We start from the raw sequence: 14,408 nt of genomic DNA, 5'->3' as shown, positions 1-14,408 counted from the left end.
ATTGACTACTAATTTATTTTAAATGGGGCGATAATACCCGAAATTTTTGCGGATAAAAAGTCAAGTTATGAGTATTCAAATTAACCCGAATCGCCAAATTGTACTGGATACGGAAACCACCGGTATGAACCAGTTAGGCGCCCACTATGAAGGCCATTGCATTATTGAAATCGGTGCGGTGGAAATGATCAATCGTCGCTACACCGGCAATAATTTTCACATTTACATCAAACCAAATCGCCCCGTTGACCCTGAAGCAATTAAAGTACACGGCATCACCGATGAAATGCTTGCGGATAAACCGGATTTCAGTCAAATTGCCAATGAATTTATTGAGTATATTAAAGGTGCCGAGTTGTTGATTCACAACGCGCCCTTCGACGTGGGGTTCATGGATTATGAATTTGCCAAACTCAATTTACCGATAAAAACCAACGATATTTGCCAAGTGACCGATACGCTCACAATGGCGCGTCAAATGTATCCGGGCAAGAAAAATAACTTGGATGCACTATGTAGCCGTTTAGGCATTGATAACAGTAAACGGACCTTGCACGGCGCGTTACTGGATGCGGAAATTCTAGCAGACGTTTACCTTGCCATGACCGGCGGGCAAACAAGCCTTTTTGATGAAAACGAATCAGAAATTATTCAACAGGTTAACGAACAGCAGATACAAAGTGCGGTGGCTTTTTCACACAATTTACGCTTACTTACCCCCACTGAAGAGGAGCTGCAAGCGCATTTGGAATACCTCAAATTAATCAATAAAAAAAGCAAAGATAATTGCTTGTGGACGCGCCAATCTCAAGAAGAAACCTTGCACTAAACAAATCGTTCACCGATTAAACAAGTGAGCCCAAAAGAGAAAAAAAAAGTTGACGGAATGCTCTGTCGCCATTATTATGCACCTCACCTGTGCGGAGTGGTAGTTCAGCTGGTTAGAATACCTGCCTGTCACGCAGGGGGTCGCGGGTTCGAGTCCCGTCCATTCCGCCAATTTTATCTATTCTAATTCGGAGCGGTAGTTCAGCTGGTTAGAATACCTGCCTGTCACGCAGGGGGTCGCGGGTTCGAGTCCCGTCCGTTCCGCCACTTCTTTGAAGTTCATCAGTTACATTATTCCTCTCGTACTCATCTTTAAAAGTACATTCTCTTCGTCATATAAAGAATAAAATGATGCCAGAAATTTATTTTTTATTGTTCCTCACTACTTTTTGTCATGTGTAACGAGTTTCTATATCGCATAAGTAATGAACACTTTTTCACTAAACTACCTTTCTTAATTCTAGCAAATGCGCAACTATTCAAAACATAAAAATAAAGGCGCTTTCCCCAAGCGCCTCCTTTCTCTTCTAACTATCTTCCTTCTTTCGGAAATACCACAGTCAAAAACATTTTAAAATTTTCCAATGCATATAGCGCATGAGGAATGTCCGCCGGAAGGACAATACTTTCGCCGGCATTGACATCATAATCAGTGGTGTCAATCGTAATTCGGGCCTTGCCTTCCAGTATAGTAACTAAAGCATCACCACGTGATTTATGCGCACTGATTTCTTCGCCTTTCGGTAAACAAAACATAGTCAATCCCACCGCCGGATTTTGCGAGAAGGTTTTACTGATGACCTGTCCGTCCTGATATGTCAATAGATTATTAAGTTTTAGTACTGTGGCTTTTTCAATGTTTTTTAACATAGCATTTCTCCTTTTCAAGTTTCTAACAATAAAATCTACACATCACATACGGGTAAATTATTTCATTAACAACATAAAGATATCATCAAAAATGACTGCACTTTTAGCCTATTTTCACCTCATCCAGTAAGGAAAAAGGACGATTCTGTTTACGTAATTCTTCTACTTCGTCCAATAGACGCATAATCAAACTTAGCGCAGGTACACTGGCATCAAAATCATGCCGCAAACGGCAAGCCCGACGCACGCGGGCCATTTGGAAACCGCTGAAAATCGCCTGCTCGGGTCGCCCATCCACTGAAATCACGCCTTCTTCAATCAGTTCCAGTAACCACTGACGATCATCAGAACAGACTTTCAACATTTCATTAAAGCTCAATTTGATATCAATATCTTGATTCATCATTTCAATTCCTTGTTCTATTTTATGCCTGTTTGCTGGCGAAATGTGTGGCAATTTGCTCCCATGCGGTACGGTCGGCGTCATCCTCAACCGGTGGCACCAAAATGCGAATATTCAAATATAAATCACCCGGTTCTTTAGCCGGAATACCTTTGCCTTTCAAACGAATGCTTTTGCCATTTTGGCTGTTAGCCGGCAAGTTGAGTTGCAGACGTCCGCCAAGGGTTACAACCTGAATTTTGCCACCCAATGCCGCCAGCCATGGGAATACATCGATAGTTTGACAAACGTCTTTTTTATTTTTCACATAAAGATCGGGGCGTTCATGGAAGCGAATTTTCAAATATAAATCACCGTTTTCTCCTCCATTAATGCCCGGCAAACCTTGGCGCGCCAAACGGATTTGTTGTCCTTCCGTAATACCTTTCGGAATTTTTACGTTTAATGTTTTATTTTGTTGAGTAATTCTGCCATATTCATCAATAGTCGGCACATTTAGAGTCACAGAACGCTCAGTGCCGTCATAAGCGGCGGCAATATCAATACTGAGTTCAGCATGCTGATCTTCGCCTTTCATTGGCCCTGTTTGGCGAGTATGTGGTTGTTGTCCTCGACGCCCAAAGGCAGAGAATAAATCTTCGAAATGAAAATCTCCTTGCCCGAATGGCTCATCATCACCGGAATGGAATTCATAATGACGGAAACCATTGGTGTCGCCGTAAGCCCCCTCAAATGGGTTGCCTCGCGTTTGGCTTGTACCGTCAAATGGATTAGCCAACATTTCATCATATTCTGTCCGTTTTTGTGTGTCTTTCAGTGTTTCATAAGCTTCATTCACTTCGGCAGTTTTCTGCACCGCATCAGGTTCTTTGCTAACATCCGGATGATATTTGCGCACCAATTTGCGGTACGCTTTTTTTATTGTGTCGAGATCGGCGTTTTCATCTACGCCCAATATCTCGTAATAATTTCTTTTTGCCATAGTTATCCTTATTTCTTTAATTTTTAAATCATATTATTCGGTTTAATTTTTCGCTAAATTCTGAGCAGCTTAGGGTAACTTGATGAATCGTGAAGATGAACAGTACAAATTTTCGTCTATTTTAATATAATACCAACGCAAAAATTTTAAAGTGATTTTTAGAAATAAATTGTTTCGTCCAACCCTTGTCATTTCTCATCACTGCCAAAATCCGCTATAATGCCAGCCATTTTTCAAGTGCCGATATCAATATTCCCGTGGCACATTCATTTATAAGAGGTTTTTATGACAACTCCCGTAGTTGCCTTAGTTGGTCGCCCAAACGTGGGCAAATCCACCCTATTCAATCGTCTCACCCGTACCCGTGATGCTTTAGTCGCTGATTTTCCTGGTCTAACCCGCGACCGTAAATATGGCCAAGCGCATCTTGCCGGACACGATTTTATCGTCATTGACACCGGCGGTATCGACGGCACAGAAGAAGGCGTAGAAGAAAAAATGGCGGAGCAATCGTTGCTTGCCATTGAAGAAGCAGACATCGTTTTATTCTTAGTGGATGCCCGTGCCGGCTTAACGTCAGCAGATATCGGCATTGCAAATTATTTACGCCAACGCCAAAACAAAACCACCGTGGTGGTTGCCAACAAAGTGGACGGCATTGATGCTGATTCCCACTGTGCAGAGTTCTATCAATTAGGCTTAGGTGAAATTGCGCAAATTGCCGCCTCTCAAGGGCGCGGTATCGCCAGCTTAATGGAACAAGTGCTTACCCCATTAGCCGAAAAAATGGCAGAAGCTACCGAAGAAAGTGCGGTCGAAAATACCGATGTTTCTTCCGAAGTCGCTGAATTTGACGAATGGGACGAAGATTTCGATTTTTCAAACGAAGAAGACACTGCTCTTTTAGATGAAGAACTGGCACAAGAACAAACGCCGGATAACCAAAACATTAAAATCGCCATTGTAGGTCGCCCGAACGTAGGCAAATCCACCTTGACTAATCGCATTTTAGGCGAGGATCGCGTCGTGGTTTACGATATGCCGGGCACCACCCGCGACAGTATTTACATTCCAATGGAACGCGATGGACAAAATTACACGTTAATCGACACGGCGGGAGTGCGCAAACGCGGTAAAGTACATTTAGCGGTAGAAAAATTCTCTGTGATCAAAACGTTACAAGCCATTCAAGACGCTAACGTAGTGCTATTGGTCATTGACGCACGAGAAAACATCTCCGACCAAGACTTGTCCCTCCTCGGCTTTATTTTAAACGCCGGTCGTTCTTTGGTGATTGTGATCAATAAATGGGATGGATTAGACACCGATGTCAAAGATCGCGTGAAATCCGAGCTCGATCGTCGTTTAGATTTTATTGATTTTGCCCGCGTGCACTTTATTTCTGCTTTGCACGGCAGCGGCGTTGGTAATTTATTTGATTCCGTTAAGGAAGCCTATGAATGCGCGACGCAGAAAATGACAACATCCATGCTGACTCGTATTCTGCAAATCGCGGTGGACGAACATCAACCGCCGATGATTAGCGGTCGTCGCGTGAAACTGAAATATGCCCACCCGGGTGGCTACAATCCGCCAATCATTGTGATTCATGGTAACCAAGTGGATAAACTACCGGATTCTTACAAACGTTATTTATCCAACCATTTCCGCCGTAGCCTGAAAATTATCGGCTCGCCGATTCGTCTGCAATTCCAAGAAGGGAACAACCCGTTTGCCGGCAAACGAAATAAACTCACGCCGAATCAATTACGTAAACGTAAACGTTTGATGAAGTTTATTAAGAAATCGAAAAAATAAAATAAAAGTGCGGTCGAAAAATAATGTCATTTTCGACCGCACTTTTTTTAGCTCCCCTTCCTGCCACTCTCTTTTTGCAAGACTTAATCCAATGCATTTCCTTGCGATTTACCATAACGGACATGAAGATAAACAAAAAGGCCAATACCCAACATGGCAAATGCCGCACCGGAAAATCCGATATTTGCCAACCCAAGGTGCTGCATCACTTGATTGCCCAATAATGCGCCACCACCGATACCAACATTATATAAACCTGAATAAATTGCCATTGCCACATCCGTTGCATCCGATGCCAGTTGTAGCACGCGCACTTGTAAACTTAAACCGATGCCAGAAATACCAATCCCCCAAATAAATGCGAGTAAAAACATCGAAAATTGGCTCTCGCTTAGCGGCAGCAATAAAACAAGAGAAAGCATTAAAATGCCCATGGAAGTCAATAAAAAAACGGTGGGCGAACATCGATAAAAACGATTAAACAGCAAACTAGCAGTAATGCCTGATAACCCGAAAATCAAAAGAATCGCCGTAGCGGCACTGTTACTCATTTCACCGATACGCACCATAAAAGGCTCTATATAACTATACGCCGTGAAGTGTGCTGAAATAATCAATATGGTTAAAGCATAAAGCCCAAGTAATAAAGGGCGTTTGATAAGTAACGGAAGACTGCGCAACGATCCGGCATTACGACTTTCTAAATGTGGTAAGAAACGATAGAGCAAAATTAAAATTGTAAACGCCAACACGGCAATGATGGCAAACGCCTCGCGCCAGCCGAAATATTGCCCGATGACCCGACCAAGAGGTAAACCAAGCACCATTGCTAACGCACTGCCCATTGCCAATAATCCAATCGCCTGTGGTTTTTTATCTTTCGGCGCAACGCGCACGGCAAGTGAAGCGGTAATGGACCAAAAGATCGCATGCGTAAAAGCAATGCCGATGCGAGAGAGCAATAACATCCAAAAGTCCCACGCCAACACAGAAAGCACATGGCTTACCACAAAAACAACCAATAATTTAATGAGTAAACTGCGTCGCTCCAGTTTTGCCGTCATGAGCATAAAAGGCAACGACATGAGCGACACAATCCAAGCATAGAGCGTGATCATCAAGCCGGCGTGTTCCACGGGAATGTGAAAACTGTCGGCAATATCCGACAATAACGCGACCGGCAAGAACTCTGTGGTATTAAAGACAAATCCAGCAAATGCCAGCAAAATGACACGAAAAAATTTCAGACGCCGAACGATTTGTAAAGAGTACATAAAGAAAAGCTACTTTAATTTGCGTTTAATCAGTTCTTTGATTTTCTTGCGAAAATCTTTATTGATCTGCAATTCGTATTGAGGCGAATAACAGCTATCAAAAAAATGAATCGGCAAGGAAAGGTCGGCATATTTTTCATTTGCTAAACTGAGATTCAAATGGATGTCGCATTGCATTGCATTTAAATCCACTTGGCCAGAACCCTGCCCCAAAAGTGCGGTGGTTTTTAGCGTTATTCTATCAATCTTTAACTGATTTTCGTTTAAGGTAAAACTCGTTACTAATTTTTCATAAGGCGTTTTAATTTGGCCTTTTTGCTTGAGTTCATCTTCATTCCAATTTATCGGCAAATACTGCCCTGCAAGTTGCAGTAAATTCACTCCGGATAACTCGCCATCATGCGCACTAAAATGGAACCGACCATTTTTCACCTTTGACTGAACGAACTCTACGGCAATATCAAAATCTCCATTACCCGTCACCGTATTCGGGAAATTAAATATTCCTAGCAAACGTTCGATAGGATAATTTTTACCCCAAAAACTGACCGCACTTTGGCCGGGATAACTCGCATAATCCACATGAGCCATACAGATAAGATCACAATCCGCAATGATATCGGCAATGACATATTTAGTGTATTTGGATAAATCCACTTCCGCTCGGAGCGTTCCTAGGGGTTGCTGATTTAGCTCAACATCTTCAAAAACCACCGCAAAGTCTTTTTCTGCGAACCGAGAAATTTCACCTTTGTTAAAACGGAAATTAAAATTTTTCTGGTTTCCATAGAGGGGTAGCTCCCATTCAAGAGAAAACGAATGCGTCCCATTGAAAAGCACGCGATCTTGTTGAACATTATCCAAACTAAAATCGGAAAAATGCACATGCATATCAGCAGAATTGAGTGCATTATCAGAAAAACGAATGCGTTGAATATCCAGCTGCTCAAGTTGCATATTGCCGGAAATTAAAGCAGAAAAATTAAATTTTCCTTTTAATTTCTCAATAGAAACTTGGTTGTGTTTAACCCCTTCAAAAGAGACATAGGGCTGTGGGAAAAGACCGATACTAAGATGTTGAAATGCAGTTTCATATTGTGCCAATTTGGCACTTACCACACTTTCTAATTTATTAAGTTGAACATAAAAAAAAGCAAAGATCGCCAACAACACGATCAGCGTCATCAAGGCGATCTTCTTCATTTATTTATCCTCGTCAATACGACTGGCAACCGCGTTTTGTTGATTTTTGTATTTAGCGTCTTTACGGCTGTTATACGGACGTGCCGCCGCGCCACTTAACACTTCAAAACTCAAGGCGCCAATCACCATATTCGGACGCAAAGCCAACGGCAATTTACCGGAATTGTAAAATTCCAACACGATTTTGCCTTCCCAACCCGGATCGATACGGTGTGCTGTCACATGCACCATTAAACCCAAACGCGCTAAAGAAGAACGGCCGTCCAGCCAACCGATAATATTTGCCGGTAATTTCACTGACTCCAAGGTTGTCGCCAATGCAAGCATGCCGGGGTGCAAAAAGAAGGCTTCATCATCAGCAATAATAATTTCATCGCTCATGACCGACTCCAACTGTGCGGAAACTTCTTCTTTCGGCCCACTTAAATCAATGTAAGGCGCGGAATGTTCACGAAACACACGAAAAGAATTTCCCAAACGAACATCAATCGTCGCCCCATTAATTTTATCGTTAGACGGTCGTGGATTCAGCGAAATCAAGCCTTCATCCAGATAACGTTCAATGTCAGTATCACATAATCTCATTTCAGGCCCCTATTTTTGGCTTAATAATTGCATAATTTGCGCTTTTAACATATTGATGGCAATGCGGTTTTTTCCCCCGCGTGGGATCACAATGTCAGCGTGTTGTTTAGAGGGTTCGATAAATTGCAGGAACATCGGACGCACCGTGGCACGATATTGATCAATAACAGATTGAAGGGTGCGCCCACGTTCTTCCATATCACGCTGTAAACGGCGAATAAAGCAAATATCTAACGGTGTATCCACAAACACGGAAATATCCGCTAACTGGCGCACACGCTCATCGGTAAGCAACAAGATCCCCTCTAAAATCACAATACGTTTTGGCGTAAAGTGAGTCACTTCATCGGTTCGGGTATGCTCTACATAACTATACACGGGAATATCGACGGCGTTACCGGCTTTCAAGGCTTTTAAATGGGCAATAAGCAAATCACGGTCCATAGAATTTGGGTGGTCATAATTGGTTTTAACCCGTTCAGACATCTCTAAGTGGCTTTGATCTTTGTAGTAACTATCTTCTGCAATAATACCGATTTCTTCACAGCCTAATTCATGACAAAGCTCTTTGTGCACCGTAGAGGCAATAGAACTTTTTCCTGAAGCCGAAGCGCCTGCGATGGCGATGATAATACAAGATGATGTTTGATGATCTGACATACCGTTTCCCTTTCTCTCATTAAGGTAAATAAATTGGCGAAATTATAAAGAAAAAAGCGTTTTTTTGACATAAATAGATCCATTTACAAACAATTTTTCTACAATTAATTTTTTACGCAACATATTCGCCCATAAAATTCTTCGTTTTGTGAGACTTCTCACATTAATTGAGGGGTATTTTATGTAACATGCAAACCTCGAAAGCACTTGCTTGAGCGCATTTCATATTACATTTTCATTTTATGAACAATAAAGAGGTACAACATGAAACTAAAATCACTTTCTCTTGCAATTTCAACCGCACTTTTAGCCGGTGGATTACTCGCATCACAAGCTGCAACGGCACAAGGACGTTTAGTCGTGTATTGTAGTGCGACGAACATTTTATGTGAAACCACCACCAAGGCATTCGGTGAAAAATATGATGTCAAAACCTCCTTTATTCGTAACGGCTCAGGCAGTACCTTTGCCAAAGTAGAAGCGGAAAAAAATAACCCACAAGCAGACGTGTGGTTCGGCGGTACATTCGACCCACAAGCGCAAGCGGCTGAATTAGGTTTAATCGAACCTTACAAATCCAAACACATTGATGAAATCGTAGAACGTTTCCGTGATCCGGCAAAAACCAAAGGCAACTATGTATCCGCCATTTACATGGGGATTTTAGGTTTCGGCGTGAACACAGAACGTCTGGAAAAATTAGGCATTAAAGAAGTGCCGAAATGCTGGAAAGACTTAACTGACCCTCGTTTGAAAGGGGAAGTACAAATTGCAGACCCACAAAGTGCCGGTACAGCCTATACTGCGCTTGCCACGTTCGTACAACTTTGGGGTGAAGACAAAGCCTTTGATTTCTTAAAAGCTTTACATCCAAATGTTTCCCAATACACCAAATCCGGTGTCACCCCATCCCGTAACGCGGCTCGCGGTGAAGCTGTCGTTGGTATCGGTTTCTTACACGATTACGCACTTGAAAAACGCAATGGCGCACCATTAGAACTCGTGGTGCCATGTGAAGGCACCGGCTATGAATTAGGTGGTGTGAGCATCTTAAAAGGTGCACGTAATATCGACAACGCGAAATTATTCGTGGATTGGGCGTTATCTAAAGAAGGCCAAGAATTGGCATGGAAACAAGGTGAATCCTTACAAATCTTAACCAACACAACGGCGGAACAATCTCCAACAGCATTTGATCCAAACAAATTGAACCTTATCAATTATGACTTTGAAAAATACGGCGCTGCCGAACAACGCAAAGCCTTAATTGAAAAATGGGTTCAAGACGTTAAATTAGCGAAATAACACGCTAAAGTGCGGTCGAAAATTCTTGTATTTTTCTCACCGCACTTTTCTTATATTGATGGCTCGTGTCCTTACGACGCGGGCCTATCACTATCATCAGAACGCACATCAACAAAAGTGCGTTACCTCGAAATCAAAAACACAGGAGTGTTCAAATGAAACTCTCAAAAATTGCGTTAGCGCTTTCAGGCGTTGTACTCGGTGGGATGTTATTAAGTGGCAATGCGGCGGCAAAAGGTCGCTTGGTTATTTATTGCAGCGCACAAAATACTATGTGCGAGCAAGAAGCCATGGCATTCGAGAAAAAATATGATGTAAAAACCAGTTTTATTCGTGGCGGTACGGGCACTATCTTAGCCAAAATCGATGCGGAAAAAGATAACCCTCAAGGTGACGTTTGGTATGGCGGTACAATGGATCCGCATTCCCAAGCGGGTGAAATGGGCTTGTTAGAACCGTATAAATCACCAAACCTGCCACAAATTGTTGAACAATTCCGTGATCCGGCCAAAACGAAAGGTAACTATTCCTCTGCTATCTATCTTGGTGTGTTAGGTTTTGGTGTGAATCCTGAACGTTTACAAAAACTCAATTTGCCAATACCAAAATGTTGGAAAGATTTAGCTGATCCTATGTATCGCAATGAAATTCAAGCGGCAGATCCGCAAAGCTCAGGAACCGGCTACACTCAATTAGCCACGTATATTCAGCTTTGGGGCGAAGAGGAAGCCTTCAAATACTTGAAAGCGTTAAACAAAAACGTTTCGCAATATACCAAATCCGGTAACACAGCAACTCGCAATACCGCCCGTGGCGAAACAGCAATCGGCATCGGCTTTTTACACGAATATTCGTTAGAAAAAGCCAAAGGTGCTCCGGTTGAATTAGTGGTACCTTGCGAAGGTACAGGCTATGAAATCGGCGGTGTCAGCGTGATCAAAGGCGCACGCAATCTTGAAAACGCCAAACTTTTCGTGGATTGGGCCTTATCGAAAGAAGCGCAAGAATTAACTTGGCAAAAAGGCGAAGCCTATTCCATTTTAACCAATACCACGGCGCAACAATCGCCTTATGCGTTGGATTTTAAATCCGTTAACCTGATTAACTATGATTTTGACAAATACGGCGCCACCGATTTACGTAAACGTCTCATCACCAAATGGGTCGATGATGTCAAATTAGCCAAATAATTGTAGTAAAATTAAAGAAGCAATGCGCTGTTGCATTGCTTCACTTTTCTACTAATGCGAGGTTGTATGAACGCAAACAAACTTCCAATAACACATTCTGCTCATTTTTGGATCATTTTATCCTTAATTGCATACTTGGTTTTACCTTCCCACGCTCTAGATTACGGTTTGTTCGATAGTACTGCTGACGAATTCTACGATGCCATGGGTTGGTCGTCTTTTAACATTACCGCTTTTTGGTTCTTGCCGGTGATTTTATACGGTTTATTGCCGTGGCTAAAATTACCAACCAATACGCAAGCCAAAGTGGAGCTTTACTTACTAGCACTTGCTACGCTGTTTACCTTTATCAGCGCCAGCGTGCTGAAAATCAGCATGGGCTATTCGGTGATCGTTTTACTCATCGGTTTCACCGCACTTGCTACGCTCTCTTTTGCTAAGTTAAAGGTCATGCAAGGCGACAAATTTATTATCGCCTCCTTACTTTGCATTATTTTGCTGATTTTCTTCTTCATCGTTTACCCGACATTGGCGATTTTCGTTTCCATGTTCTACGACGGGGACACCTTTGCACCACAACAAGTGATGCGTATTTTGACGCAAAGCTACATTGTGCGCGTCATCAGTAACTCCTTGTTCTTATCCGGCTTCGTGGGTATCGTTTCTACGGTATTCGGTTTAGCATTTGCCCTTTATACAACCCGTATCGCACGCCGTACCGCATTTATCGGTAAAATCTTCTCTATTTTGCCGATTGTTACACCACCGTTTGTGGTCGGGTTAGGGGTAACTTTAATGCTTGGTCGCTCCGGTTATGTGACAGAGTTTTTATCCACCAATTTCGGCTTCACCAATCACAACTGGTTATACGGTTTTAACGGTATCGCCATTGCACAAATTTTGGCATTTGCGCCAATTTCCTTCATGATTTTAGACGGCGCATTAAAATCCGTGCACCCGTCCATTGAAGAAGCGTCTTATACGTTGCGTGCTAACCGTTACCAAACCTTCTACAACATTATCTTCCCATTACTACGTCCGGCCTTGGCGAACTCGTTCCTCATCGTGTTCATCCAATCCCTCGCAGACTTTAGTAACCCGTTGGTATTGGGCGGTAGCTTCGACGTGATCGCAACGCAAATTTACTTCTACATTGCCGGTTCACAATTAGATTATGCCTCCGCCAGTACCCTTGGTTCCATGTTGTTAATCTTCTCCTTAGCGATTTTTATCATTCAATATTTATGGATTGGTAACCGCTCTTATGTGACCGTTTCCGGTAAATCTTATCGCGGCGATGTACAAGAACTCCCTGCCGGCTTGAAATACACGATTATTTTCATGCTCGGTTCTTGGGTTATCTTCAACCTTGCTTTATACGGCAGTATTTTCTACGGAAGCTTCACCGTCAACTGGGGTGTGGACTATACCTTAACCTTGAAGAACTACGCCATGTTATTTGGCCAAGGATTAAGTGATGGCGCGTGGCCTTCCTTAATTAATACCTTAATTTACGCCGGTATCGCCGCCCCACTTACCGCCATTTTTGGTTTATTAATTGCCTATATTGTGGTGCGTAAAGACTTCCAAGGGAAAAAATCCCTCGAATTCTTAACCATGCTTTGTTTTGCCGTACCGGGCACCGTGGCGGGGGTCTCTTACATTCTTGCCTTTAACAATGCGCCGATGTACATCACCGGCACCAGTATTATCGTGGTGATTTCCATGGTGATGCGTGATTTGCCAATTGGTATGCGTGCGGCGATTGCAGGCTTAGGACAACTCGATAAATCCCTAGACGAAGCCTCCCTTTCTTTGAAAGGTAGCTCATGGAAAACCCTGTGGTATATCGTGTTACCATTATTAAAACCGGCCTTGCTTTCTGCGCTTGTCACTAGTTTCGTGCGTGCCATGACGACAGTGAGTGCAATCATCTTCTTGGTGACTGCGGATACCCGCGTGGCAACCGCATACATCCTAAACCGTGTCGAAGACGGTGAGTATGGGATTGCCATTGCATACGGCTCTATCTTAATCGTGGTGATGATGGCGATTATTTTGTTCTTCGACTGGATTGTTGGTGACACCCGCATTTCCCGTTCCAAAGCGAAAAAAATGAATTAAGTTGTAGGTAAAAAATATGAGTAATGATTTCTTAGTATTAAAAAATGTCACGAAAGCCTTTGGCAAATCTGTGGTCATTGATGATTTGGATTTAACCATTAAACGCGGCACCATGGTGACGTTGCTTGGGCCATCCGGTTGCGGTAAAACAACCATTTTGCGTTTGGTTGCCGGTCTTGAAAACCCAACCTCCGGACAAATTTTCATTGACGGTGAAGACGTAACCAAATCGTCCATTCAAAACCGCGATATTTGTATCGTGTTCCAATCCTATGCGTTATTCCCGCACATGAGTATCGGTGATAACGTGGGCTACGGCTTACGCATGCAAAACGTGAGCAAGGAAGAGCGTAAACAGCGCGTTAAAGAAGCCTTGGAATTGGTGGATTTGGCCGGGTTTGAAGATCGTTATGTGGACCAAATCTCCGGTGGTCAACAACAACGTGTGGCGCTTGCTCGTGCGCTTGTTCTCAAGCCGAAAGTGTTACTGTTCGATGAACCCTTAAGTAACCTTGATGCTAACTTACGTCGCGCAATGCGGGAAAAAATCCGTGAATTACAACAAAGCCTTGGCATCACGTCTTTATACGTGACCCACGACCAAACGGAGGCCTTTGCAGTATCCGACGAAGTTATCGTGATGAATAAAGGGAAAATCATGCAAAAGGCGCCGGCAAAAGATCTGTATCAACGCCCGAACTCCTTATTCTTGGCTAACTTCATGGGCGAATCCAGTATTTTCCCGGCGAAATTGCAAGGAAATACCGTTAACATTCATGGCTATGAACTTACCTTAAACAATGCTGCCCAATTCAATTTACCGGACGGTGATTGTTTGGCAGGCGTTCGCCCGGAAGCCGTTTATCTGCATGAAACTGGCACAGAAGCCCAGCGTTGCACAATTAAAAGTGCGGTGTATATGGGTAACCATTGGGAAGTTGTGGCGTTATGGCATGGTCAAGATTTGTTGATTAACTGCCGCCCGGAACAGTTCAACCCGGCATCGCAAGAAGCCTATGTGCATCTTTCCGAGCAAGGCGTTTTCCTGTTAAAAAACCAATAAAAATCAAAAATAATTAAAATATTAACCGCACTTTGTATTCAAGAGAGTAAAGTGCGGTTATTATTTACGGCATTTTTAACGTTAGCGTTCCGTATCGTCATCG

13 protein-coding genes and 2 tRNA genes are annotated in these 14,408 nt (G+C 43.0%); 8 read left to right on the top strand and 7 right to left on the bottom strand.

Annotation, left to right across the window (positions count from 1 at the left end; all coding sequences use genetic code 11):
• Positions 1-67: 67 nt before the first annotated feature.
• The 3 genes from dnaQ (at position 68) to LQ983_RS08295 (ending at position 1,095) form a co-directional block, all read left to right on the top strand.
• Positions 68-829 carry a DNA polymerase III subunit epsilon gene (gene dnaQ, locus LQ983_RS08305; protein ID WP_006718929.1) on the top strand — a complete coding sequence of 254 codons (762 nt, stop codon included), beginning with the start codon at positions 68-70 and terminating at the stop codon, positions 827-829.
• Between the two features lie 93 nt (positions 830-922).
• Positions 923-999 (top strand) — tRNA-Asp (locus LQ983_RS08300).
• A gap of 19 nt (positions 1,000-1,018) precedes the next feature.
• Positions 1,019-1,095 (top strand) — tRNA-Asp (locus LQ983_RS08295).
• 264 nt (positions 1,096-1,359) lie between these two features.
• Here LQ983_RS08295 and LQ983_RS08290 read toward each other — a convergent pair.
• The 3 genes from LQ983_RS08290 to LQ983_RS08280 all read right to left on the bottom strand — a co-directional run bounded on the left by LQ983_RS08290 (position 1,360) and on the right by LQ983_RS08280 (position 3,083).
• Positions 1,360-1,698 carry a cupin domain-containing protein gene (locus LQ983_RS08290; RefSeq protein ID WP_230622320.1) on the bottom strand — a complete coding sequence of 113 codons (339 nt, stop codon included), beginning with the start codon at positions 1,696-1,698 and terminating at the stop codon, positions 1,360-1,362.
• 103 nt (positions 1,699-1,801) lie between these two features.
• Positions 1,802-2,101 carry a chaperone modulator CbpM gene (locus tag LQ983_RS08285; RefSeq protein ID WP_111295443.1) on the bottom strand — a complete coding sequence of 100 codons (300 nt, stop codon included), beginning with the start codon at positions 2,099-2,101 and terminating at the stop codon, positions 1,802-1,804.
• A 22-nt stretch (positions 2,102-2,123) separates the two neighbouring features.
• On the bottom strand, positions 2,124-3,083 hold the full coding sequence (locus tag LQ983_RS08280; protein WP_230622319.1) for a DnaJ C-terminal domain-containing protein: 960 nt from the start codon (positions 3,081-3,083) through the stop codon (positions 2,124-2,126).
• 285 nt (positions 3,084-3,368) lie between these two features.
• Here LQ983_RS08280 and der point away from each other — a divergent pair, with 285 nt between their 5' ends.
• The gene (gene der, locus LQ983_RS08275; protein ID WP_230622318.1) at positions 3,369-4,901 is read left to right on the top strand and encodes a ribosome biogenesis GTPase Der; all 1,533 of its coding nucleotides are present in this window, start codon (positions 3,369-3,371) and stop codon (positions 4,899-4,901) included.
• Between the two features lie 83 nt (positions 4,902-4,984).
• Here der and LQ983_RS08270 read toward each other — a convergent pair whose 3' ends face one another.
• Genes LQ983_RS08270 through udk form a run of 4 tightly spaced genes read right to left on the bottom strand, consistent with a single transcriptional unit; the run spans position 4,985 to position 8,623 of the window.
• Positions 4,985-6,175, bottom strand: a complete 1,191-nt coding sequence (locus LQ983_RS08270) for a sugar transporter (protein WP_230622317.1) — start codon at positions 6,173-6,175, stop codon at positions 4,985-4,987.
• Between the two features lie 9 nt (positions 6,176-6,184).
• Positions 6,185-7,378 (bottom strand): AsmA-like C-terminal region-containing protein, encoded by a 1,194-nt coding sequence (locus LQ983_RS08265; protein WP_230622316.1) that lies wholly within the window; start codon positions 7,376-7,378, stop codon positions 6,185-6,187.
• On the bottom strand, positions 7,379-7,963 hold the full coding sequence (gene dcd, locus LQ983_RS08260; protein WP_230622315.1) for a dCTP deaminase: 585 nt from the start codon (positions 7,961-7,963) through the stop codon (positions 7,379-7,381). It abuts the gene before it with no gap.
• Between the two features lie 9 nt (positions 7,964-7,972).
• Positions 7,973-8,623, bottom strand: a complete 651-nt coding sequence (udk, locus tag LQ983_RS08255; protein ID WP_109128070.1) for a uridine kinase — start codon at positions 8,621-8,623, stop codon at positions 7,973-7,975.
• A gap of 264 nt (positions 8,624-8,887) precedes the next feature.
• On the opposite strand from udk, the gene LQ983_RS08250 reads away from it, so the two are divergent.
• From LQ983_RS08250 to fbpC, 4 genes are all read left to right on the top strand, one after another.
• Positions 8,888-9,928, top strand: coding sequence for an ABC transporter substrate-binding protein (locus LQ983_RS08250; RefSeq protein ID WP_109128071.1), 1,041 nt, complete (start codon positions 8,888-8,890; stop codon positions 9,926-9,928).
• A 155-nt stretch (positions 9,929-10,083) separates the two neighbouring features.
• Positions 10,084-11,118 carry an ABC transporter substrate-binding protein gene (locus tag LQ983_RS08245; RefSeq protein WP_006718951.1) on the top strand — a complete coding sequence of 345 codons (1,035 nt, stop codon included), beginning with the start codon at positions 10,084-10,086 and terminating at the stop codon, positions 11,116-11,118.
• A 66-nt stretch (positions 11,119-11,184) separates the two neighbouring features.
• On the top strand, positions 11,185-13,242 hold the full coding sequence (locus tag LQ983_RS08240; RefSeq protein ID WP_230622314.1) for an iron ABC transporter permease: 2,058 nt from the start codon (positions 11,185-11,187) through the stop codon (positions 13,240-13,242).
• A 16-nt stretch (positions 13,243-13,258) separates the two neighbouring features.
• A complete protein-coding gene (gene fbpC / locus LQ983_RS08235) occupies positions 13,259-14,305 on the top strand; it encodes a ferric ABC transporter ATP-binding protein (protein ID WP_230622313.1) in 1,047 nt (348 codons plus the stop codon).
• The last annotated feature ends 103 nt before the right edge of the window (positions 14,306-14,408 follow it).

It is taken from the genome of Aggregatibacter sp. Marseille-P9115 (assembly GCF_920939465.1).
Taxonomy (GTDB): Bacteria; Pseudomonadota; Gammaproteobacteria; order Enterobacterales; family Pasteurellaceae; genus Aggregatibacter; species Aggregatibacter segnis_B.
The sequence above is the reverse complement of the archived record's forward strand: the minus strand, read 5'-3'. Positions and strand labels throughout refer to the sequence as shown.